This window comes from Acidithrix ferrooxidans (assembly GCF_000949295.1).
Classification (GTDB): Bacteria; Actinomycetota; Acidimicrobiia; order Acidimicrobiales; family Acidimicrobiaceae; genus Acidithrix; species Acidithrix ferrooxidans.
Genome location: NZ_JXYS01000061.1, coordinates 43,707 through 65,621, shown reverse-complemented (window position 1 = coordinate 65,621; position 21,915 = coordinate 43,707). Strand labels below are relative to the sequence as shown.

Genomic DNA, 21,915 nt, shown 5'->3' with positions numbered 1-21,915 from the left:
GGTCAGAGAATGACGCAGGTCAAGTTGGAGTTACATCCACAAAAGACCAAAATCGTCTATTGTAAGGACTCCAACCGTAAAGGAGAGTTCGAACAAATACGCTTTGACTTTCTAGGATTTACCTTTGCACCACGCTACGCCCGCAATAAGTTCAAGCAGCAGTTTAACAACTTCCTGCCAGCGGCTTCAGATAAAGCGGTAGAAGAAATGGGCAGAGAACTTAGGCGGTTTCGTATTCACCTCCAAACAGGCCAAACCATAGCCGAACTCGCCAGGCTTTACAACCCGGTGATCTTAGGCTGGATCAACTACTATGGACGCTTCTACAAATCCAGATTAGGCCAACTCCTCCGTCGTATCAATATCTATTTGATTAGATGGGCACGCAAAAAGTACAGGCGACTTAGCATACGAGCAAATGCTTGGAAATACCTATCTCAAATAGCCGAACGTGAACCCAATCTTTGGGCTCACTGGTCATTTGGGGTAATACCAAAAGTCGGTTCGCTAGGAGCCGTGTGAATTGAGAGGTTCACGCACGGTTCTGTGAGAGCGGGGAGGGGAAGTTCCTCCCCGCCACTCGACAAATTCCCGGAAAATCGCACCAATTGGCTGCTTTAGCCATTGGCCAAAGGCCCTCTGGGGCAACTGGGAGCCTTCCACGTTGGTTTTCATGGCACAAATAAGCCATGGCGTGAAAGTTTGGATGAACAACTTGCATAAAACCGTTAGTCTGGATTCATGTCCCAGGGTTCAAAAATTAGTAGTTCTGCTTCCAGTCCTTCAATTGATTGGAAAAATATCCTCGGAACCTTGATGGCGGGTCAATCTTTGACCTATGAAGAGTCATACAGTGCGATGATTTCGTTGCTTGATGGAGAGCTCAGTCCGATTATTGCATCAGCGTTTTTGGTGGCGATTCGAGCCAAGGGAGAGACCGTCCAAGAGATGACAGCCATGGCGAATGCCATGGTTGATGAGGCAGTCATGTTGGACTATCCTCATGACTTGATAGATACCTGCGGTACCGGTGGTGATCAAAAACACACAGTCAATATCTCAACTATGGCGGCCATCGTTGTGGCTTCTAGTGGAATTAAGGTGGCAAAACATGGAAATCGAGCTGCATCATCGCTTTCTGGTTCTGCTGACGTCCTAGAGGCTTTGGGTGTTCGAATAGATTTGGGTCCCACCCAAGTACGTCGTTGCTTAGATGAGACAAATATTGGTTTTTGTCTGGCGCCTCGATATCATCCGGCAATGGCAAATGTAGTTCCCGTCAGACGGGGACTTGGCGTTCCGACATCATTTAATTTTCTGGGGCCTCTAGTCAATCCAGCCAAAGCCAAGCGGCAGGTAGTTGGCGTCTTCAATGGTTCAATGTTAAAGACGATGGCGGAGGTCTTGTCCAAATTGGGATCAGAACATGCTCTCGTGGCCCACAGCTATGACGGCTATGACGAATTGTCAACAACTTCGCCAAATTATGTTGTAGAACTTACCCGCGACGGAGATTCGAGCGCAATTTTTGACGAGTATGTTTTGGATGCTATGGACTTTGGTCTTCGCAGATGCGATCCAAAAGAGCTTCTCGGGGGTGACGCAAGCTACAACGCATCGATCCTACTTGAATGCTTAGATGGCAAGCAAGGCGCGGTGCGAGATATCGTAGTGTTAAATTCTGGGGCAGGAATCTACGTTGGTGGGGGAGCACGCTCCATCGCCGACGGAATTGAGATGGCTCGAGAGTTCATTGACTCGGGTCGCGCTAAAAGAACCCTTGAAGGATTTATTGCCACTTCCAACATGTCATAGTTTTTCCTGCGACTAGCGAAGGATCATTTTCAAGTTTGAGGCACCATTGAGAAGTGGGTACCTTGGATTAGCGTTGTCGTACCTCTTGTTAGAAGTTGGCGAAAATGAACGGTGCGAAAGAAAAGTCGGTAGTGCTAGCGGAGTCGACGTGGTAAGGACTTCCCAATCATTGACCCTTGTTATGTACTTCCAGAGTAGCCATAGTTCATCAAACGTCTCAGGGTCGGGTGTACCATTTGGGCGCGCAAGCTTTGGCGGATGATCGCCTCTATTTGGTAGCGGTGTGCCTGATGTAATTTTTATTTGAGAACTTCCTGCTAGAGTGGAGATCTTTTTTATCTCTTTGACGGATATATCTATCTGCCCGAAGCTCAAGAGCAGACGAACGTCTTGTGAGGAAGCGTAAAGCTCAAGTATTTCGATCTCTTGGAGGTAGCAGGTTATCCATTGGCGAAGGATACCTTTGATTAGATAATCGGAACCCCTGCGGAGCAACTCGGCTCGTTCGAATTCACATGATGAGGCTAGGGTCATCATCTTTATGTGAAGGTGGTGACTTAGGTATTGTAGAATCCGTAGCGTCTCGTTTGATTTACCATTTGGCGCTGTTGGCTTTGGGGATGTCAAAAGTTCAGTGATTCCTGTGATAATATCAAAATCTTCTTTTGTATTATCTCGCGAGAATAGGTTGGGTTCTAAGATCGACTGCAACGCGAAATTGGCAAGTTTCGCAGATGCAGAAGATCGGAAAGGACCAATCGCTTGGCTATCGGATGACCACTGGGGACTACTCAATCGTCGTATTGGCAATTTGTTCGTCTTGCCTTTGGTGGACTTCCTATTTATAGGAAGCTCAATATAGCAGAGGTTGGATGCCTCAATTTTTCCCAAAGAGTTAAATCGAGGGCGTAGCTCAGCAATGAGTTTTGACTCAAGAAGTAGGGCCTCAAGTTCCGTGGCAGTGGTCGCAATGCCTACTGAGGCTAATGAGCCGAGCATGGGGTCTACCTTTTTTCTACTGTCTGAATTGAAGTAGGAACGAAACCTCTCATTGAGGTTGGTTGACTTCCCAACATAGCTGACCTCTCCGAGTTGATTTTCAATCCAGTAGACTCCGGTTTTTCTTGGAATGTAGTTGCAAATCCTAAGTTTTTTGGCATGCCTGTCGCCTATAAGATTTGGCAGTGCTTCAAACTCTTCCAGAAAGACAACTCCATAGCTCGACGAGCGCTCGATGAGGAGATGAAGTAGATCCACGGTGGCAAGTACGTCAGCCATAGCTCTATGGGCTGGCTGGTGATCAAGTTTTAGGGCACCAGCAATAGTGGACAACTTGAAATTTGGAACTTCACCGCGCAAGAGCCGTCGGGAGAGAGTCAAAGTGTCAATTGTCGCGTTATCAATCTTGGCACTTGGCCAATATCTCGAGACCGCTGCACCTAAAAACGAGAGGTCGAACCTTACGTTATGGCCTACAACCACGGTATCTTCTGTCATCTCATAGAAGCGAGTTATAGCCTCTTCAAGCGAGGGTGCTCGCTCAAGCATTGCAGGTCGGATGCCTGTCATCTCGCTTATAAATGGAGTGATCTCTCCTTTTATCGCCACTAGAGTTTCGTAAGAGTCAATCACCCTACCTCCTTGGACCACAACGGCAGCGATCTCGGTGATCTCGTTGTCGATCGCTGAAGTGCCGGTGGTCTCGACGTCGACCACTAGAAACTTGATTTTATCGAGGTAGGAATCTTGATGGTGAAATTCAAGTTGCATTGTCTGCGTCCCGGTGATATCTAGATAGAACATACGTACGACAATATCTTAGGCTTGTAATATCTGAGATGGTGTTGGTGGAGCCAAGTCAGATGAAAGTCTTGATAGCTTTTCGCATTTGGAGCAAATGTTTTTTGTAGCTGGCTTGGTCGTCGTCGCTTTATGGATCAAAGTTTTCACGAGTTTCAATTTGGCGGTTAGACTGAAAGGTCGTGTAGTGTTTCATCTTGGTTGCGTTGATTGTAGGACTTCGAGGTACCCTTGATTCGAACTGCGGAGTTGTAATGACTCTTGTTGAACGGTTGTTCTTCTCAAGATAAGAGCATTTCTGACGAAGTTTGAAGGGTTCGAGTTATTAGTAGGTGGCATCGCAATGATAGATTTGAGGCGCTTTGGTCCTCTTCGCTTATTTTGCGGTTATCCCCAGAGCCGTGCTTTGAAGTTCGATTGGCGCTGCTCCTAGTTGAAGCGACACGTCAGAGGCCTTAAAAGGTCTCTATTTTACAGGTTTATTTTTAGATAGAAACGAAGATTTTGCCACTATGAGTTCCGTTCAAATGCCTAAATATCGTTGTGATAACTGTGGCAATAAGACCAGATTTGACGTTGTAGCTTCGGAGCGATCGAAGTCTTTCTTCCATTACAGCCTTGGGGGAGAACTTGGTATCGAATCTCGTGAGGTTTTGGAGTTTGTTGTAGAGTCGGTTACTTGCCGATGGTGTGGTTCGAATAAGTCCGTAGTCGACGATAGTGCCGAAGTTGCAGCATCTATAGAGCAGTGACTTTTCTAGGTTGAGCTCAAATTAGGTGAAAGATCTCGCTTGCTACTAAAGCGCTGCCAAGACTTTAGCCTGTGTATTGGTCGGAAGCTATTTATCAAAGAGAACCATGAGGAGCCGTCAGGGACGGCTTATCTCTAAGTTGTTAGATTCATGATGACATTGGTCATGATTGCGATCGAAAGTTTTCACATTCATTTAGGATTAATAACATCTAGATAGTGTTAATTACTGGCGTGGTGGATTACGGACTTGGGCCACAAGTATGGCCTTTGTTCACCATGGTAGGTATTGAAGAATTGAGTTAGGGCAGGAATAGATGGCGAGCGAACTAACTGTAGAGTTGACTACTAAGAAAGAGCGATCCAAGCCAAAGCCGTGGCAGATGGCCAAAGTCACCGATATTATTGTCGAGACACCAGAGACAAATACCCTTCGAATTGCAGTGCCTGAGGCGGATCCGTTCCTTCCAGGTCAGTATTACAATATTAGAATTCCAATTGAAGGTCGTCCTCGCCCTATTCAAAGAGCATATTCAATCGGATCATCTCCGCACCCGGATTCCTCAATAATCGAGGTAGGCATCAGGGAGACTCCAGGAGGTCTGGTGTCGCCGGTTCTGGTGCGACAAGTGGCACCGGGAGACCTTTTGGAGGTACGTGGGCCCTACGGTGCTTTTACTTGGACCCAAAGTGATGGTGGTCCCGTGCTTTTGATTGGGGCAGGTTCTGGTGTTGTGCCTTTGATGGCCATGATTCGATATCAAATTGCTATGGGTACTTCAATTCCTATGCATCTTCTTTTTTCGTCCAAAAGTTACGAATATGTTATCTATGGTCGGGAGTTAGAGGAACTAAGCGCCGAATATGACTGGCTAGAGGTGAGCCATTCATTTACGCGTGATCCGGATGACGCTAGGGCGAGATACCATCGTCGCATCGACGCTCAAATGCTTGAAGAGATATATGGTGAAGTATCCGCTCGCGTTGCTTATATATGTGGGCCTCCTGAGGTGGTAGACCTCTCTGAAGAGATTCTTCTTCGGTTGGGAATGGACCCAGATGGTGTGCGTACGGAAAAATACGATTGATCTATGACCATCTTGGTGGATAGACCAATGTGGGAGTTTCGTGGGGTGATGCATGCGCATTTAATCTCGGATCATTCGCTTGTGGAACTACACGATTTTGCATTCATGCTTGGGTTTCCTGAACGCGCTTTCCAAGGAGATCACTATGACATTCCGGACTTTCTGATAGACGCAGCCCTGGAACTAGGCGCACAACAAGTGGATTCTAGGGAGCTTGTGCGACGGTTGAAGCTATCTGGACTTCGACTAAGTCCAAAGCAAAGAGACAGGGGCGGTCACTCCTAGTACCTGTAATCACTCAAGGCACGTGGATAGCAAATTGACTGGATTTGAAGATCGATTTGGCGATGTCGTGGTCGACCAATCGTCTCTGTTGCGCGGAAATAATGATGGAACTTTATTTAGAACTTGAGGCGAAGTCTCTGGAATTGGGGCTAATTGGCTTTGGGGTGGCACCTATAAGGCGTTTTAGAAATGTCTTGGTAATGCTCAAAGATCGCAAGGAGATCGGTCTAGCCGATTCCATGGAGTTCACCTATCGAAACCCTAAACGATCGACCGATCCCTCGGCGATCTTAGATGGTGCGCGTTCCATGGTTACTCTTGGTCTTTCGTATTATCCATCCACGGAAATTGCGATTGAATTTTCCTCTCCAATTGCTAAATATGCGCGGAGCGACTTCTATTCGATCTTGCGGGATCGCCTTGAGACTTTGGCGAAATTGATTCGATCTAAAGGGTTTAAGGCTGTAGTTGTCATGGACTCCAACGCGCTTGTCGACAAAGAGGCTGCTGTGCGAAGTGGTTCTGGCATCTATCTAAAGAATTCACTGCTTTCCATACAAGGCCATGGAAGTTTTGTCGTAATTGGAACCATTATTACAGATGCTGAGATTGAGAGGTCGCCAAAGCGCTCTCGGATTACGGGTTGTGGGAGTTGTACTTCGTGTATTCAAGCTTGCCCCACCTCTGCCATTGGCCCTAACGGCACAATCGATGCACGGCTGTGTATATCTTGGGTACTTCAGCGACCCGGAGGGATTGACCCTGCCCTGAGGAGCCGCATTGGCGTTCGAATCTATGGGTGTGATATCTGTCAAGACGTATGTCCCTACAATGCGAAACTGAAGGCTAATGAACCTCACTTGGATGAGGTGGTTTCCGATCTTATAGCAATTTTAGGCCTCGGCGATCAGGAATTATTGGAGCGGTTTTCTCACCTTTATATCTACAAGCGGGACGTAAATATTCTACGGCGCAATGCCTTAGTAGGCCTCGGAAACTCTAAAGCATTACAGCTCCAAGAGTTGCACAGGGTATTAGAGGTCTTGAGGAACTACTGCGAAAGTGACGATTTGATCTTGGTGGAGCATGCCAAGTGGGCCCTAGATCAACTTACTTAGTTTCTCGAAGTGGCAGTCCCGAAAGCGACAGTACCTTCTGTGGTGCGCGCTCTTATTCAAATTGAGATCGAGTAGTTTGAATAGCGAGCAGTTTGTCCTTCGGATTTCTTCCGGAGCTAGGAGGTGTGCTTAGGACAAAGTAGCCCATTCAGAAGTCGCTAGACTGTGGAAGATTTTCCAGGGTGATTCGGATAATTTTTAGCTCCCTTTGATCATGCGTCTGGCTCATTGCACTTCTCGAAGGATTTTCATCTTGTTTCACCTTTTGAGATAAAGACCTATTATCATGACTGAGACCAAAAAGTAATCGAATCGCAAGTATCTCAATGGAGGAATGTGACCTTTAAGCGCTCAAAAAAGTCCCTTAGCTGGAAGGCGAATCAAAAGCTAGCGCCTGTGAGGCATTTTTTGGTGACCAACGACTTTCCTCCCAAGGTAGGTGGAATCCAAAACGCATTATTTGAGATCTACAAGCGACTACCACCTGAATCGTTCGCGGTCATAACGCCACACTATCCGGGGGACGATGACTTTGACAGTGGGTTGCCCTTTAAGGTAATTAGGGTTAGGTGCAAGAATCTGCTACCTACTAAATCATTTGTACGAACCCTTGAGGACCTCATTGATCAGATGAATCCCCAAAGCGTAGCACTGAATCCAATTTTACCAATTGGGATGCTCTCCAAGAAGATCGATAGAGATGTAACTATTCTTCTTTGGGGAGCTGAGGCGGTTATTCCCGCTCGACTTCCTGTTTTGAGGTCGTTGGTCAAGCAAGCTCTGTCGGGCGCAAAGGGGGCGATCTCGTGTGCCAACTACACCCTAGATGCTCTTTCGAATGTGCTTTCCCCACAAGCAATGGCCCAATCTACAGTAGTCTATCCCGGTGTAGACAGTGCGAGATTTGAACCTGCGACCAAATCACAAAAGGCGGAGTTGAGGGTCAGATATGGCTTTGCAGATGACGCATTTGTCATATTTTCAATCTCACGCTTGGTCCCTAGAAAAGGTATGGATGTCCTGATCTCAGCTGCGGCCTTGGCAATGGCAGAGATACCTAACCTGGTGGTGGCGATAGCAGGAGATGGAAGGGAACGTCGCCGACTTGAAGCGCTGGCAAAGGAGTCTTCTGCGCCAATTCGATTCTTTGGACGGGTGAGCAACGATGAATTGGTGAGTTTTTATCAACTTTCCGACCTCTTCTCGATGCTTTGTTACAACCGGTGGTTTGGACTAGAACAAGAAGGGTTTGGCATCGTATTTTTAGAGGCAGCCGCATCGGGTCTTACGATAATTGCCGGTGATTCCGGGGGGTCAGCAGAAGCAGTTGGAGGCCAAGGCTTTGGCTTTGTTCTGCGAGATCAAAGAGACCCCAAGGCTGTTGCACAAAAGATCATTGAACTCTATAAAGATCCTAATCTACGCAGCCAAGTCTCGTCGGCGGCTCGAGAGAGGTCGCTTAGGGACTTCAACTATGAGATGCTTGCCGATAAATGGCGTAAATATTTTCAGTTATAGGTTTATTCGGTCGTGTGGTAGGGTCTTGTTTGCTAGATATAGAGATATTTTGGCAAACAAGGGTCCTTGGTAACAGGTTTTTTTTGAAACAATTGATTATGATAGCTTTGGCGTGATTAATGAAGCGTCATTATCAGCGATATGTAAGAGTCCGCTCAATGTTTATTGATGTGTGACCAATAGGTTTAAACTGGAACGGCGAGGTGTTTTATGGACAAGACTGTTGAGACCGCGATTGTAGCAGCAAGTCCTGGCGATTGCTACAACATCGCGATTGACTTTGAACGATATTCAGAGTGGGCTGGCGATATCAAGTCTGTTGAAGTACTTGAGCGTGATGAATTAAATCGCGGCAAGCGCGTCTCTTTCAGGGCAGCTGCCTTTGGCCGTAGCGCTGCATACACCTTGATTTATTCATATGGTGACTCGGATCTTCCTACGATAACTTGGTCGCAAGAGAAGGCAGACCTCACATCTAAATTGGATGGTCGTTATCTCTTTACTCCAACCAAGGATGGAATGACTGAGGTAAGTTACTCTCTAGAAGTTGATCTATTGGTGCCAATTCCAGGGTTCGTGAAGCGTCGTGCCGAGGCAAAGATTGTCCATAGTGCTCTAAAGGATCTTAAGACGCGCGTAGAGGCAAAGACGAATCATGACGGCGCAAACCGACATTAGTGTTATCTTTTAGGGTTGGCTTTGATTTGGGCGGGACAAAACTCGCTGGAGTTTTGGTCGATCAAAATTTGAAGCCTGTTGCTTCTTGCTTCGTGCCTGCCCCCACTCATGGACAGTGGCTAGGGGAGGCGATGATGGACGTAATTGGGCGCCTATGTATGACCGCCAAGATCGTTCCAGGACAGATCGAGGCCGTTGGTGTCGGCTTGCCCGCTTTGATAGCCCCAGGCGGAGCCATTCAAAGCTGTGCTCATCTTCCTAGCCTCGTTGGCATGGACATTCAAAACGAGATACAAAGTGCAGGTCGGTGGAGAGTTCATCTTGAAAATGACGTCAACTGCGCAGCTGTAACTGCGATGGCGAATCACGGTAGTTCGTTTCTGCTTTTGACTATTGGTACGGGTATCGGTGGTGCGCTCGTTGAAGATGGAAACCTGCGACGGGGTTTTAGAGGTTTTGCAGGTGAATTTGGACATATGGTGATTGCCGTAGGCGGAGACCAATGCGTCTGCGGTAAACGTGGCTGTGCGGAGGTCTATGCATCGGGTAGTTTTTTAGCTTCACGAGCTCGACGGGCTATGGAGCAGGGCCGTCTAAATGAAATACCCGATGATGCGGACGCAACGTCAATAACATGGACCAAACGTATCTTTGAGATTGCTGCTACCAACTTGGTCGCAAATCGGATTGTTGAAGAGTTCTGCTCCTATTTGGCAGTAGTCATCTCTAACTTAATTGAGGCAACAGATGCCAAGATGGTTTTGATAGGCGGAGGAGTCTCTGCCTCATTTGATCTCTTTGAGGAACAGTTGAACCATGCCTATCTCTTGGCGATGCCCAGCGATCGCCTTAGGCAAGATATTGTCTTTCAAGCGATTGAATTTGGACCATTGGCCGGCGCTATCGGCGCGGCTGCAATTGCGTAACCTCATATCCATAACTCCCTAGCTTTGTGAATTGAGCTTTGTGAATTGAGCTTTGTGAATTGAGCTTTGTGAATTGAGCTTTGTGAATTGAGCTTTGTGAATTGAGCTTTGTGAATTGAGCTTTGTGAATTGAGCTTTGTGAATTGAGCTTTGTGAATTCTTAAAGCTTTTAGCCCTGCGATGATGCAATTGCCCCCCCCCACACAAAAGGTGTCAGTTGGCCGTCTCGAGACGAACCCTAAATCTATAGTAGACACCCGTCTTTTACCTGTGGCGTCTTTTTGGTTAGCGTTTTTCCCAAGGCGATTGAGCGGTTTGATTCTTTGGTTGTGGCTGAGGGCCTCCAGGTTTATGGTTACCTTCTTCTACTTTTTGTTGCTTTGTGGTGACCCATTCCAGATTACATTATCTATCCGAAAAGGCTCTATCCCAAAAGGCTTAGTCTTTTCCTGGGTGAGCGAACCCAGGGGATCACAAAGATGAGTTTTTGAGGAAGAGTTGAACGTGGCGACCTAGAACTCTTTATCGGTGATTCGTAATGATGCTCGCAGGGGATTTCCGTCTCTGTATGCGTGGGCCTGTTTGATGGTCGCCATCTAATCATACTTTAATGAGGCAGTCTTGGTCGTATAAGGGTTTGGGGGGGCATGTGACAAGAGGATGGACCTCCTTAGAGTTGATTTTATAATTATTCAGCCATATTTTCAAGCTGAACGATCAAAAGTGACCATACTAAACTAATACAATGGAATTTCGCAGAATTAATGGTTTGCCCCCGTATGTCTTTGGGATTATCGATTCGATAAAGAAGGATCTGCGCCGTGCTGGCGAAGATGTAATTGATCTAGGATTTGGAAATCCAGACATACCTTCTCCCGAGCTCGCAGTCGCAAAGTTGACCGAGGCGGCACATAATTCGCGGAATCATCGTTACTCTTCTTCGAAGGGTATCCCCAATTTGAGGCGTGCGGTTTCTAGCCTCTATTTGCGAAAATATGGCGTAGAGATTGACCCCGATACTGAGGTCGTTGCCACGATTGGCGCCAAAGAGGGTCTCTCTCATCTGATGTGGGTCCTTGTGGGACCGGGAGATACAGCATTAGTGCCGTCGCCATCGTACCCCATTCATATTTGGGCTCCTCTCTTCGCGGGTGCGGAGGTTCGTCAAGTTCGTTTGGGCGAGCCCGGGTCGTCACCCGAAACTTTTTGGGAGAACTTGCTGGAGGCATATGAGTCCACCTGGCCTAAGCCTAGAGTAATCGTTGTCTCCTTTCCTCATAACCCAACGACAATGTGCGTAGATCTACCATGGATGAAGCGGTTGGTAGACTTTGCTCGCGAACGTGGGGTGATTATTGTTCACGATTTTGCGTATTCCGATACCGCCTTTGATGGGTACAAGCCACCTTCGATTATGCAGGTAGAAGGAGCTAAGGAGTGCGCGGTCGAGTTCTACACTCTGACCAAGGCTTACTCGATGGCGGGCTGGCGGATTGCATTTATGGTTGGCAATAAGGATGTCGTTGCTGCCTTGACCAAGTTGAAGAGCTATCTTGATTACGGGGCATTTCAACCGATTCAGATCGCGGCAACAGTGACTTTAAATGAGTTGGATGAATATCCGCCACTGGTGAATGCTCAGTATCTAGCACGTCGAAATGCGCTATGTGATGGTTTAGCCAAGATCGGTTGGGAGATACAAAAGCCAGCCGGGACTATGTTCGTATGGGCGCAGATACCAGAACCGTATGCGGAGTACGGATCGCTTGAGTTTGCTAAATTTTTAGCGACTCAGGCAAATGTGGCTACCTCGCCTGGCAATGGTTTTGGTCCTGGTGGCGAAGGCTTCGTGCGGTTTGCGCTGATTGAAAACGAGCTTAGGATTGCCCAAGGAATTAGAAATCTCAAGCGAGCCCTTGTGAAACTTTAGAGTTCGAGCCGATGTGCCGGGTGGTGAACCAGGGTGCTTCCAGACGGTCAGATAGATTTGCTCTAGCCAGGGCGATACAAGCCTTAATCATCTATGGATAGCCTCGACCTCTAGAGTCAGCTGGGGTCCTTTTAACTAAGGAATTGATCTATGGGGTGTTTTGCCTGGCAGTTCGAAAAGGGTAAATGATTGATCGATTTTTTGGTTTTTGAATAGATCGGTTCTGTGCAGTAGCTTTCTTTGATGGCGGCACTGACGCACTATCGAGCAGCGCACTTGGGTGAGTTACTCGAGTAGATCACCTGGCTAATGCGCTTTAGTATCGGTTTTGACTGCTTTGTGGCCTCTATTGTAAAAGGGTGGACGAGTAATTTCAGTTTCGCAGTTTGTTTCTTTTGGAGCGGTGGCGATTGTATTTATCGTTGTTCCTGGTCCAAGTGTTTTATTTACCATCGGAAGAGGCATAGCTTTAGGTTCTAGGGCTGCTGTGGGGACAGTTCTAGGGAACTCGGTAGGAGTGTTTGTCCAGGGCTCTATTGTGGCTTTTGGAGTGGGGGCAATATTGACTCACTCTCCCGCAATAAGAACGATTTTAAGGATAGGCGGCGCTCTTTATCTTGCTTATTTAGGAGTTCGAACTTGGCGTCATCGACACGATAGGGTAAATGTTGAGATAGATGGTACCACCCAAATGCCCATGGCTAAGGTAATTGCAGAGGGTGTTTGGGTTGGTTTTGCCAATCCAAAGACGGCTGTCTTCATGGCCGCTATCTTGCCTCAGTTCGCAAATTCACGTTATGGGAATCTCAGCTGGCAGATGCTAGCTTATAATCTTGAGTTTGGGATCATGGGCTTCATCTCCGATAGCGTATATGGTATTTTAGCAGGTACCTTTAGAGGCTGGCTCTCGGGTTCTAGCCGTCGACTGGCTAACCTAAGTGGCGCCGGGGGTCTTTTGATTGTTGTGATGGGAGTCAGTCTCTTAATCTTTGGCGGATAAGACTAACCATCAAGGGGTTGGTATTGATGAACAAGATTCACCGTTTTGCGATGGCTGGTGAAATCTGTTCGTAATAGTAGGGATATAAGGTTTTAAATCGTGGCTAAATATGTGATGAGAATATGGTTGGATGATCGACCCGGCGCCTTAGGTGCAGTTGCATCACGAATTGGCTCGGTAAAGGGCGATCTTGTCGGAATAGAGATTTTAGAACGAGGAGGTGGCAAGGCTATCGATGAAATTATCGTCGAGATCTCGAACCCTGACCTTTTGGATTTGGTGATTAGGGAGATACATGAGGTCGATGGCGTAGATGTGGAAGACGTTAGACCGTGGCCACACGACGAGCATGATATCCGCCTAGCGCCACTGGAGATAGCTACGAGGTTGATAGACGAGCAGGAGGTTGATTCCCTGCTTATGTCTTTGACTAAGAATGTCCTAGAGGTTTTTGAACTTACTTGGTGCGGCGTTGTAGATATTGAAAAAGAGATAGTGACAGGTCTCAATGGTCAGGCACCGCCTTTGACTTGGATATGCGCATACGCGCTAGGCGGAAGTGCGCGTGGAACTCTGGATATCTCTAGTTCAGGTTCTGAGGAGATCATGCTATATGGTCTGGACTATGACGGTTTGAAGTTTGTTGTCGCGCGCGAAGGGCGACCATTTAGAGCTCTAGAGAGATCTCAGATTTGGATGATTGCTCGGATATGTGGTCAGCATGCCAAGCTTCTAAGACTCGTATCGCTCTGACTTTAGGTTTAGGTAGTTTTTGCTATCCAGATTTAGGGTGTGCTACTTCTTGCTATCCGTTTTTGACATGTAGTCACTTTTTTTGTGGCCAATGCTTTAAATTCTTTACCGATTGCCCTTGGGCTTTGCTAATAAATAGAGACAACGAGCCGCCATGGCTCATGCCATATATGCAAATCGAATGATTTTCCAACTAGATAGGATTTCAAAAGGTACTTTCGCCCGGCAATCAATTAATGAACCAAGTGCTAACTCGGGTTCTATAACCGCCTAAATTGTGTTGTGCATCTTGCTTGGTGGGTTGTTGATCAACTCTAACCTAAAGGCAGTCTTAGGTCGTGTGAAGATACCTTGTACAATTAGATCTCGTCTAAAGTCAAGATACTCTTCAAGAATCTTAATCGCTGAAGGCGCTTTTTTGGCGTAGATTTATGCTTTATCGGGCACCCAAGGCGATATTTCCTCGTTGAGCTTCGCGGCGGGTTTTTGTATCTTTATGAGTCTTTGCGAGGTGGCCAAAGTCTATATGCTAGAGGATCTTTGCTATATATTTATTCCAGTTTTCCCTTCTAGCCTTAGCGCTGTAGGCGCTTGGGCTAGGGTTAAAGGTAGAAGTTGACCTTGTTATCTCGGCTACCTGAGGCAGGTCAATCACTTCTTGTGAGATACCCGCCAAAAGCGCTGCTCCAAAGGCAGTTGCCTCTGAGGCTTTGGCTCGTACAGTAGGAATTCGTGTCTGGTCAGCTTGGAGTTGGCATACGAAATTACTTGTGCTCAAGCCTCCATCGGTACTTAGGGTCTCCACCTTTGATCCAGAGGCCCTCTCCATCGCCTCGATTACCTCTTGGGTGCGCATTACGACGCCTTCGATGCTAGCTCGGATGATATGGGCTGGGGTAGTAGCAGTCGAGATTCCAAAGATTGCGCCCCGAGCGTCGGTCCGCCAATATGGAGCGCCAAGCCCTTGAAAGGCTGGTATCACAACCACACCGTCACTGCTTTGCACAGAGGAAGCCATTGTGTCGATCTCAGAGTAGTTCGAGATAAGTCCCAGACTGTCTCGGAGCCAACGCATAACGACACCCGAAGTAAATATAGACCCTTCTAGACAGTAGGTTGGTGATTGATCGCCAATCTTCCAGGCTATCGATTCAAGAACCTCTGTCTTGGGTGAGATACGCTTTTGCCCCACGTTTGCAACTGCGAAGGTTCCAGTTCCGTGCGTTACCTTTGTCGACATCGGCGTGATCATGCCTTGACCAAAGAGAGACGATTGTTGATCACCGATTATCGAACCAATGGTGACTCCGGAAAACGGCATACCAGGGGCGATCGCAAGGGCTATCTCAGCGGTATTTACAAGGTTTGGCAAGTGTTTGAAGTCAATGCCAAAGATTTCTGTTAGTTCTTCGTCGAAGGCCAGCGAATCTAGATTATAAAGGAGTGTTCGCGAGGCATTCGAAGGATCAGTAACCGGTTCGATTGCTGGATTTGCCCCCATCAGATGCCAGGCAATAAAGGCGTCAACGGTTACTAGCTTTGGCCTTCTGGCACTTGCAAGATAACCGTTCTTCGTCAGCCAAGTCATTTTTGTTGCAGAGAAGTAGGGGTTGAGCTCAAGGCCGGTCTTTTGCCGTATGAGGGGTGACAGACCTTGATCGATTAAGTCACTGCAGAGATCTAAACCTCTACCGTCTTGCCAGGAGATCGCGTTGTAGCAAGCCTTGCCGCTCTCAGAGTCGAAGGCTATTACAGTCTCTCTCTGATTGGTGATGCCGATGGAAATTGCTCGTGCTGGCATTTTTTTGAGCTCGTTCTCGAGCAGTCTGAGAACTTCAAGGGCCGCACTGAGGATTTCAGCTGGATCTTGTTCTACATACCTGGGCTCTGGGAAAGAGAGGCCGATCTCTTTCGCAAAGGCCGCTTGCGCTTGTCCCTGGAGATCATAAGCGATTGAACGTACCGAAGATGTTCCAATATCTAAAGCAACTAAAAGATCCATGGAATAAACGATAGTCTAATGAAGTGCCTGCGATGTAGGTTTTTTAACTATGAACCTACTGACGGCGAGTAATCGTAACTGTCACAAATGGGGTAGAGGACTGACCTCCAAAGTAGATGCCCTTAAACGGAGGAACGTCGCTGTAATCGCGTCCTTTGGCCACAGCAACGTACCGTTGATCTGTGCGTTCGACTGCGTTGGAGGTATCAATTCCGATCCATCTTCCGAGCCAAACTTCGACCCATGCATGACTTTCGCCGATGGATGATTCGCCTACGATTGGGTCTCGACCGGGAAAAAGATAGCCCGAGACGTAGCGGGCTGGAATTCCACTGGCCCTAAGGGCCGCAGTTGTGGCATGACTAAAGTCTTGACATACTCCGAGCCCAACAGCTAGTGCATCGGCAGCGCTTGATTGGACCGAGGTAATGCCGCTTTGGTAGGAAAGATGCTCAGTGATCCATTCGATTGCTCTATTTAGGCCGTCTATGGGTGTCGATTGGCCTCTTACTAAATCACGAATCTCGCTCGCTTGGTCGGCACTCACGGTGGTGTAGGGGGTCACCATTAAATGTTCGGCAAAGTCATCTTGAATTGCTTCAGATCCAATGAAGTCCCAGGAGACTTCGGATGAAGGGCCACTGTAATTCCGTACCTCCACATGGGACTCGGCGGTGATCTCAAGGTGATCATGCACTCGGTGGAAGTCAAAGGCTGTGACCGCTGTCCCAAAGTAGTCGCGGTAGGTGTAAAGAGTCGCTCGAGGTGAGACATTTACCAAAGAAGAAAGGAGGAGTTGATTGCCACCAGATCGTGGAATCATTCTTACTTCGTTATAGCTAGAGTAAACGGGCTCTTGGTATTGATACCTTGTTTTGTGGGTTATTTCAAGACGCCAGGTCAAATCCAAACCTCCGATCGCTGGGGAATCGCTTTTGACAGATCTCGAAGGGGGGAAAAGAATGTTGAATTGAATAGGTTGAAGAGATCGCTTTGAGTCTCGGTGATTTCATCGATTCTCTCCAAGAGGCTACTACCGGTCATCTCGCCAACACGAGGATATGACAGACGGGCAATGAGCCTTGCGAGCGAAGGAGGTATAATGTCGCTTGCATTTAGATCCCTGATATTGCGAGATAGAGATAGAAGCGCGCTCTCGAGCTGAAGGTTTAGATAGAGAACCGACTTGGGGAAAAGAGTCTCTCGGAGTAAAAAGGTTATTGCCAGTTCTTTCTCCACAGGGCGTTGAACCGCTCGTATGTAGGCCTCGTGACCTCCGATGCACCGTAATACAACTACCCAGTCCTCTTCATTTGGATCTAGAAGTTTTACTCTCAGTAGGCGTGTCGTCAGGTCAATCTGTTCGATGGCCCTTCCCATATGCAGAAATAGCCAGGCTTGATCACGATTCATGGTAGTGTCCCCTAGGCCTCGGGCTGCCGCTGATCGATCTTTGATCCAGGCATAATAGGCGTGAGGCGAATGGCCGAGATCGGTAATGAATGTACGTAATAGGCGTGAGTAAGTTACGTTTATTGACTCCCAAAGTTCCAGGGATATCGCATCTCGAGCGCTTTTCGCATTTTCCCATGCCTTTTCCATGCAGCATATTATGGAACTTGGATGGTCTCGATCTATTGAGAGTCTCATTGCTAGTGCTTCGAATGGTTCGTCGATCTGTTCCATGGCGACCATCGCTTGAATCTCGTTGGTCCACCGTTTTTGCTGAGTTGTGGTAGTTCCGATTAGATCGTGTAGGTGGACATCCAAAAGGCGTGCCGTTGCCTCTGATCGCTCTAGATAGCGTCCCATCCAAAAGAGCGACTCGGCGGTCCGTGCTAATACAATGTTGAAGCGATTTTTCACTGTAATTGTGCCTTTGACTGGCCCGAATTGGGAATTGATGAAAGGATGTCAATATCGGCTAAAGCTAGGGCGGATGTAGCTTGGGATTCAATGTGAATGCGATCTCTATTGTGTCTATCTCGAAGCACCCAGGTGTCCTTGGACCCACCACCTTGTGAGGAATTTACCACCATGGATCCCTCTGGCAGTGCGACACGCGTAAGTCCTCCTGGTACTACCCAACGACCATCTGGACCAGAGACAATGAATGGTCGAAGGTCCACATGTCTTGGGGCAAGGCCGGAACCGACGATCGTAGGTATCGTGGAGAAGTTGACGACGCGTTGAGCTATCCATCCCCGAGGATTTTTTGTCATTGCCTCGGCTACTTCACTAAGTTCGCGGTCGCTTGCAGATGGGCCGATCACTATTCCTTTTCCTCCACTCGCGTCCACCGGTTTTATGACCAGCTTGTCGAGGTTTTCAAGGGAATATTTCATTGCGTCTGGATCTTCCAGGCGATAGGTATCAATATTGGATAGGATGGGCTTTTCATGTAGGTAGTAGTCGATTATGTCAGGTACATATGTGTAAAGCAACTTATCGTCACCCACTCCATTGCCGATCGAATTGGCTACAACTACGTTATATGCACGTGCACTATTCAAAAGGCCAGGAACCCCCAGAAGCGAATCTGGGCGATATTGGGTAGGGTCAATATATTCATCATCGATTCGACGATAGATTACGTCTACCTTTAGGTCACCTTCTGTGGTTCTGACGAAGACCTCATTGCCTCGACAGAATAGATCTCTGCCTTCAACTAGAGGAACACCCATTTGGCGCGCCAGAAATGAGTGTTCAAAATATGCAGAGTTGTAAACGCCAGGTGTCAATACGACTACTAAAGGGTCAGTTACCCCAGCTGGGGCCTGATCGAGTAGTGCTGATAGGAGTTTTGAAGGATAGTCGCCAACCGGTTCAATCTCGTAGCTTTCGAATAGTTCTGGCAAGATTCGGGCCATTGCTCTTCTGTTTTCAAGGACGTAGGAGATCCCCGAAGGCGTCCTAATGTTATCTTCGAGAACTACTAATTTTCCAGTTTCATCTCTAATCAAGTCAAGGCCAGCAACTGTTATTCGAACTTGATTGTGCCCGGAGATTCCTGCAGCTTTGCGCGAATACTGGGATGATCCGACTATTAAACGGCGAGGGATAACTCTGTCCCTTAGTATCTCTTTTGCGCCGTAGATATCGTCTAGGAATGCTTCGATCGCCTTAACCCGTTGCGTTAGTCCTAATTCAACGCTGCGCCATTCGGTGGAGGTGACAATTCTTGGAATTGGATCCAGTGGGAATGTTCGCTCCTGGCCACCGAGTGAGAAGGTTATGCCTCTGGCTTTGAAGCTTTCTTCACACTCCAAGGTGCGCCTTTTGAGCTTATCTATGCCCATGGATTCGATTGCTCGTGTCAATAGACCCCAGTTGTCAATGCCGTCTTTTGAATCGTTTTTCATCTCGTCAAAGATGCCGATACGCGGTGAATAATTCTGAAGTGGACTTTCCATTATAGCTATTTAAAGATAGCCGATTTTTTAGGCGTTTTCAGGGAGAATTGTTTCTGTTTTATAACGAGTAGAGGTCTTTCGACTATATGGTTCCCCCTGTCCAAGGAAGTTGGCGAAATTCTCCCTCGATGTTCTTGGAATCAAAGCGAACTAATCAGCTGTTGATTTATCACTTCAGTGGAATCGGGCGCTAAAAACAGTGGAATTTCTATCGCGCTCAGACGAGGCGACGCCTGCGGTTCATGTTCATCGAATGAGCTAACCAATGGCCTTAAGCCACCTTTTGAGTTGTCAATGTTGATCTCTTAAAGTGGCTCTTTTTGGGCATAGCAGGCCAAGTGGTCGCGCCATTTGTCTTGAATTTTGAGCGAAGTCGAGATAGGCCGAGATGGACAGTAAGAGCCAAGGATTGAGAATAAGGTACATAGCTGATAAAAAAGACTGTGGCCGAAGTATCCTTGGCTCCATTGACTCTAGATACAAGTCAAGGCCATCCTGAAAGAGATGACATTCTAGCTATTTTTTTTATTTGCAAAATCTTCAAAGACCTCTTTGAGACCGTGTCTGATATCCACTTTAGGGGCATACCCGAGTGCCTTTGCCTTTGAGATGTCTACCTTGACACCGCGCATCTCTCCGGTTCGAGCCGGGCCGAAGTTCGCTGGTACCTCTATACCTGTTACCTCTTGGGTGAAATCTATTATCTCTTTTACGCTAAAACTTTCACCTGAGCCAATTGAGACGGGGCCAACCCAATTGCGGGTAATTGCTAGCTCGAAGGCGTCGGTCACGTCACTTAGGTATACGTAATCTCGCCACTGCAAGCCATCGCCGTAGATTTCCAATGGTGGACCTCCCAAAAGGGAGCGCATGATACGGGGAACGATCGAATCTTTCTTGAACATGTCGGTTCCATAGACGTTGGTGAGGCGAAGTGGAGCGACAGTCATTCCGTATGAGTCTTGATATGAGGCGCTTAGCATTTCGTTGGCCGCCTTAGTGGCTCCGTATGGCGTGAGAGGATAAAGGACGTTTTTCTCACTGAGAAGTTCATTGGAGGCCACTGTGGAGGAATCGCTCAGCGACGGAATGGCGCCGTTGCTCTCTTGGACTTGAGTTGGGGGTTTTGAACTTCCTACTACGGCATTGGTAGATGCAAAGGCAAAGGTCGTGATTCCTCCAAGGCGAGCGGCCTCGAGTAGATTTTGAGTACCGATTACATTTGTGGAGAAGAAGCCCATAGGGTCTTTTTTCGACTCAAGTACGGATGTCTTGGCAGCGAAGTGCGCTATCGCATCGACACCTTTAGTGACTATTTTTGAAACGCTATCGAAGTCTTGAATGTCGCAATTGACACTTTGAATTCCTGGCAAATCTCGATCGTTGCGATCCAGATTTATTACGTCGTAGCCCAGATCTCGAAAGCGAAGTGCAATTCGGGATCCTATGAAGCCACTGGCGCCTGTTACTATAATTCGTTTAGTCAATTGGTTTCCCTTTGTCTGTCTGACAATTCCTAGTCTTACCGGTCGATGCTACCCGTTTGTTTTTCGGTTATTAGATCGAATCTTTAGCGCCCTTTGGTTATAGCAACGTTAAATCTTTCCTAGCGAGGCTATCTCGTTTGAGCAAATGCGGCACTTACCATTAGGATAATCGTTGTGATTAGGCGGATAGTGACGCTCTTGGCATGGATCAAGACTGAAGAAGGTAAAAAGGCTTTTCGTTATAGTCTCACCTCGGTAATTTCGGCAGTTATTTCACAGCTTGCATTTCTTGCCCTTTATGGACTATCGATCCTTGGTGCTAAGTATTCGTCCATTAGCGCCACCCTAATCGGCGCTGTTCCTTCTTATTTTTTAAATCGTTATTGGGCGTTTGAGAAAAAAGAGAGAAATCACTTCTTTTCTGAGGTGGTTCCATACTTTATAATGGCGGTTTTGGGTCTTGTCGCTTCCACCTGGTCGTCAGACTTTGCAGACTCTCATCGTAGCATTGTGGGAAATAGTCGTTTGGCTCAGATAATTTGGGTAGATGGAGCTTATTTTGGTGCCTTTGCTGTACTTTGGGTGGCTAAATACTTTTTCTTGAGGAAGTTTCTCTTTGGACGCGACCAAAAAAAGAGCCAACCCGTGGTCGACACCTCTAACTAGTAGTCTTAAATTTGAGTGTGGCTTTAGTCTTTGAAGTCTTGGTAGATCTTCGAAGGCAGTGCCAGGCGATCTGTTATCTTGTGTGGTTCTCTAACAACGATCTCGCTGTATCCCCACAGCCATTATCTGGGGACAATTTGCGTTGTCATGATTTGGCCTTAGGGTTATGTTGTCGTCGTTAGCTGGACTATCAATTTCGGCTTTCCACTCACTCGGCTTAGGCGACTCTATTCAAGGGTCTTTCTTGCTGTGCCATGGGAATCGTCGATCTTGATTTGATGTTCAAAGGCGGTCATGTGATCTGTATCAGCTTGCCGGTTGCGCTCCGAATAGGGATTGCGCCAGCCAAAGCTATCTCTACGTTGGTTGTCCGTATGGACTGATCTACACGCTGGAATTAGGAGACACTTGGCTGGTGTGGAGTGGTTGTGGGTCTCTATATCGTAGGTCCCAATTCGAGATTGTACCGAAGGTTCTTTATCGCCGCCTCTGTCCAATGAGGCCTGCAGATGAGAATCCTTCTTTGGTTTGGCTCTATGACGCAGGCGGGAGAGAACTTCGGTGAGGATGGAACCCAGCGGATTGCTTGAAAGTTTGGCAACCCTGCTAGTTGCCCAGTCCGATTCACCTCTAAAAGGAGGCTTTTTTCGGGGCTTTACCAATATCGTCTACAGCAGATCGTCTT

At 47.4% G+C, this 21,915-nt stretch carries 20 protein-coding genes; 13 read left to right on the top strand and 7 right to left on the bottom strand.

The genetic code is table 11. The annotated features are described in order from the left end of the window. Together AXFE_RS09375 and trpD are read left to right on the top strand one after the other, a co-directional pair. Positions 1–522 (top strand): group II intron maturase-specific domain-containing protein (locus AXFE_RS09375; protein WP_320408781.1); only part of this gene is annotated, 522 nt, incomplete at its 5' end. 219 nt (positions 523–741) lie between these two features. Beyond that, positions 742–1,815: an anthranilate phosphoribosyltransferase gene (gene trpD / locus AXFE_RS09370; protein ID WP_052605603.1), complete on the top strand. Its 1,074-nt coding sequence runs from the start codon at positions 742–744 to the stop codon at positions 1,813–1,815. A gap of 12 nt (positions 1,816–1,827) precedes the next feature. Here trpD and AXFE_RS09365 read toward each other — a convergent pair whose 3' ends face one another. After that, positions 1,828–3,618 carry an exonuclease domain-containing protein gene (locus tag AXFE_RS09365; protein ID WP_052605602.1) on the bottom strand — a complete coding sequence of 597 codons (1,791 nt, stop codon included), beginning with the start codon at positions 3,616–3,618 and terminating at the stop codon, positions 1,828–1,830. Between the two features lie 524 nt (positions 3,619–4,142). Between AXFE_RS09365 and AXFE_RS09360 the strand changes: the two genes are divergently transcribed. From AXFE_RS09360 to AXFE_RS09315, 10 genes are all read left to right on the top strand, one after another. After that, complete coding sequence (locus tag AXFE_RS09360; protein ID WP_052605610.1) at positions 4,143–4,367, top strand: hypothetical protein; 225 nt, start codon at positions 4,143–4,145, stop codon at positions 4,365–4,367. Positions 4,368–4,683: 316 nt separating this feature from the next. After that, entirely contained in the window at positions 4,684–5,454 is a 771-nt protein-coding gene (locus tag AXFE_RS09355) for an FAD-binding oxidoreductase (protein WP_052605601.1), read from the top strand. A 3-nt stretch (positions 5,455–5,457) separates the two neighbouring features. Continuing rightward, positions 5,458–5,739 carry a DUF4031 domain-containing protein gene (locus tag AXFE_RS09350; RefSeq protein WP_052605600.1) on the top strand — a complete coding sequence of 94 codons (282 nt, stop codon included), beginning with the start codon at positions 5,458–5,460 and terminating at the stop codon, positions 5,737–5,739. A gap of 101 nt (positions 5,740–5,840) precedes the next feature. Then, the gene (gene queG, locus AXFE_RS09345; protein ID WP_160291803.1) at positions 5,841–6,857 is read left to right on the top strand and encodes a tRNA epoxyqueuosine(34) reductase QueG; all 1,017 of its coding nucleotides are present in this window, start codon (positions 5,841–5,843) and stop codon (positions 6,855–6,857) included. Between the two features lie 336 nt (positions 6,858–7,193). Beyond that, positions 7,194–8,375: a glycosyltransferase family 4 protein gene (locus tag AXFE_RS09340; RefSeq protein WP_052605598.1), complete on the top strand. Its 1,182-nt coding sequence runs from the start codon at positions 7,194–7,196 to the stop codon at positions 8,373–8,375. Positions 8,376–8,585: 210 nt separating this feature from the next. After that, complete coding sequence (locus tag AXFE_RS09335) at positions 8,586–9,053, top strand: SRPBCC family protein (RefSeq protein ID WP_052605597.1); 468 nt, start codon at positions 8,586–8,588, stop codon at positions 9,051–9,053. Continuing rightward, positions 9,053–9,979, top strand: coding sequence for an ROK family protein (locus AXFE_RS09330; RefSeq protein WP_052605596.1), 927 nt, complete (start codon positions 9,053–9,055; stop codon positions 9,977–9,979). Before AXFE_RS09335 ends, AXFE_RS09330 begins: the two co-directional genes overlap by 1 nt. Positions 9,980–10,724: 745 nt before the next feature. Beyond that, positions 10,725–11,909: an aminotransferase class I/II-fold pyridoxal phosphate-dependent enzyme gene (locus AXFE_RS09325; RefSeq protein WP_052605595.1), complete on the top strand. Its 1,185-nt coding sequence runs from the start codon at positions 10,725–10,727 to the stop codon at positions 11,907–11,909. A 403-nt stretch (positions 11,910–12,312) separates the two neighbouring features. Next, entirely contained in the window at positions 12,313–12,909 is a 597-nt protein-coding gene (locus tag AXFE_RS09320; protein WP_052605594.1) for a LysE family translocator, read from the top strand. Positions 12,910–13,008: 99 nt separating this feature from the next. Next, positions 13,009–13,662, top strand: coding sequence for an ACT domain-containing protein (locus AXFE_RS09315; protein ID WP_052605593.1), 654 nt, complete (start codon positions 13,009–13,011; stop codon positions 13,660–13,662). 529 nt (positions 13,663–14,191) lie between these two features. Here AXFE_RS09315 and AXFE_RS09310 read toward each other — a convergent pair. The 5 genes from AXFE_RS09310 to AXFE_RS09290 form a co-directional block, all read right to left on the bottom strand. Continuing rightward, on the bottom strand, positions 14,192–15,664 hold the full coding sequence (locus AXFE_RS09310) for an FGGY-family carbohydrate kinase (protein ID WP_052605592.1): 1,473 nt from the start codon (positions 15,662–15,664) through the stop codon (positions 14,192–14,194). A gap of 55 nt (positions 15,665–15,719) precedes the next feature. After that, entirely contained in the window at positions 15,720–16,568 is an 849-nt protein-coding gene (locus AXFE_RS09305) for a transglutaminase family protein (RefSeq protein WP_160291802.1), read from the bottom strand. Further along, complete coding sequence (locus tag AXFE_RS09300; RefSeq protein WP_052605590.1) at positions 16,565–17,530, bottom strand: alpha-E domain-containing protein; 966 nt, start codon at positions 17,528–17,530, stop codon at positions 16,565–16,567. The genes AXFE_RS09305 and AXFE_RS09300 overlap by 4 nt, the downstream gene beginning before the upstream one ends. Further along, on the bottom strand, positions 17,527–19,077 hold the full coding sequence (locus AXFE_RS09295) for a circularly permuted type 2 ATP-grasp protein (RefSeq protein WP_052605589.1): 1,551 nt from the start codon (positions 19,075–19,077) through the stop codon (positions 17,527–17,529). Before AXFE_RS09295 ends, AXFE_RS09300 begins: the two co-directional genes overlap by 4 nt. Before the next feature lie 512 nt (positions 19,078–19,589). After that, the gene (locus AXFE_RS09290; RefSeq protein ID WP_052605588.1) at positions 19,590–20,564 is read right to left on the bottom strand and encodes an NAD-dependent epimerase/dehydratase family protein; all 975 of its coding nucleotides are present in this window, start codon (positions 20,562–20,564) and stop codon (positions 19,590–19,592) included. 174 nt (positions 20,565–20,738) lie between these two features. Between AXFE_RS09290 and AXFE_RS09285 the strand changes: the two genes are divergently transcribed. Then, positions 20,739–21,230 carry a GtrA family protein gene (locus AXFE_RS09285; protein WP_052605587.1) on the top strand — a complete coding sequence of 164 codons (492 nt, stop codon included), beginning with the start codon at positions 20,739–20,741 and terminating at the stop codon, positions 21,228–21,230. Positions 21,231–21,457: 227 nt separating this feature from the next. On the opposite strand, the gene AXFE_RS09280 is transcribed toward AXFE_RS09285, so the two are convergent. Beyond that, positions 21,458–21,892, bottom strand: a complete 435-nt coding sequence (locus AXFE_RS09280; RefSeq protein ID WP_052605586.1) for a hypothetical protein — start codon at positions 21,890–21,892, stop codon at positions 21,458–21,460. Between the last annotated feature and the right edge of the window lie 23 nt (positions 21,893–21,915).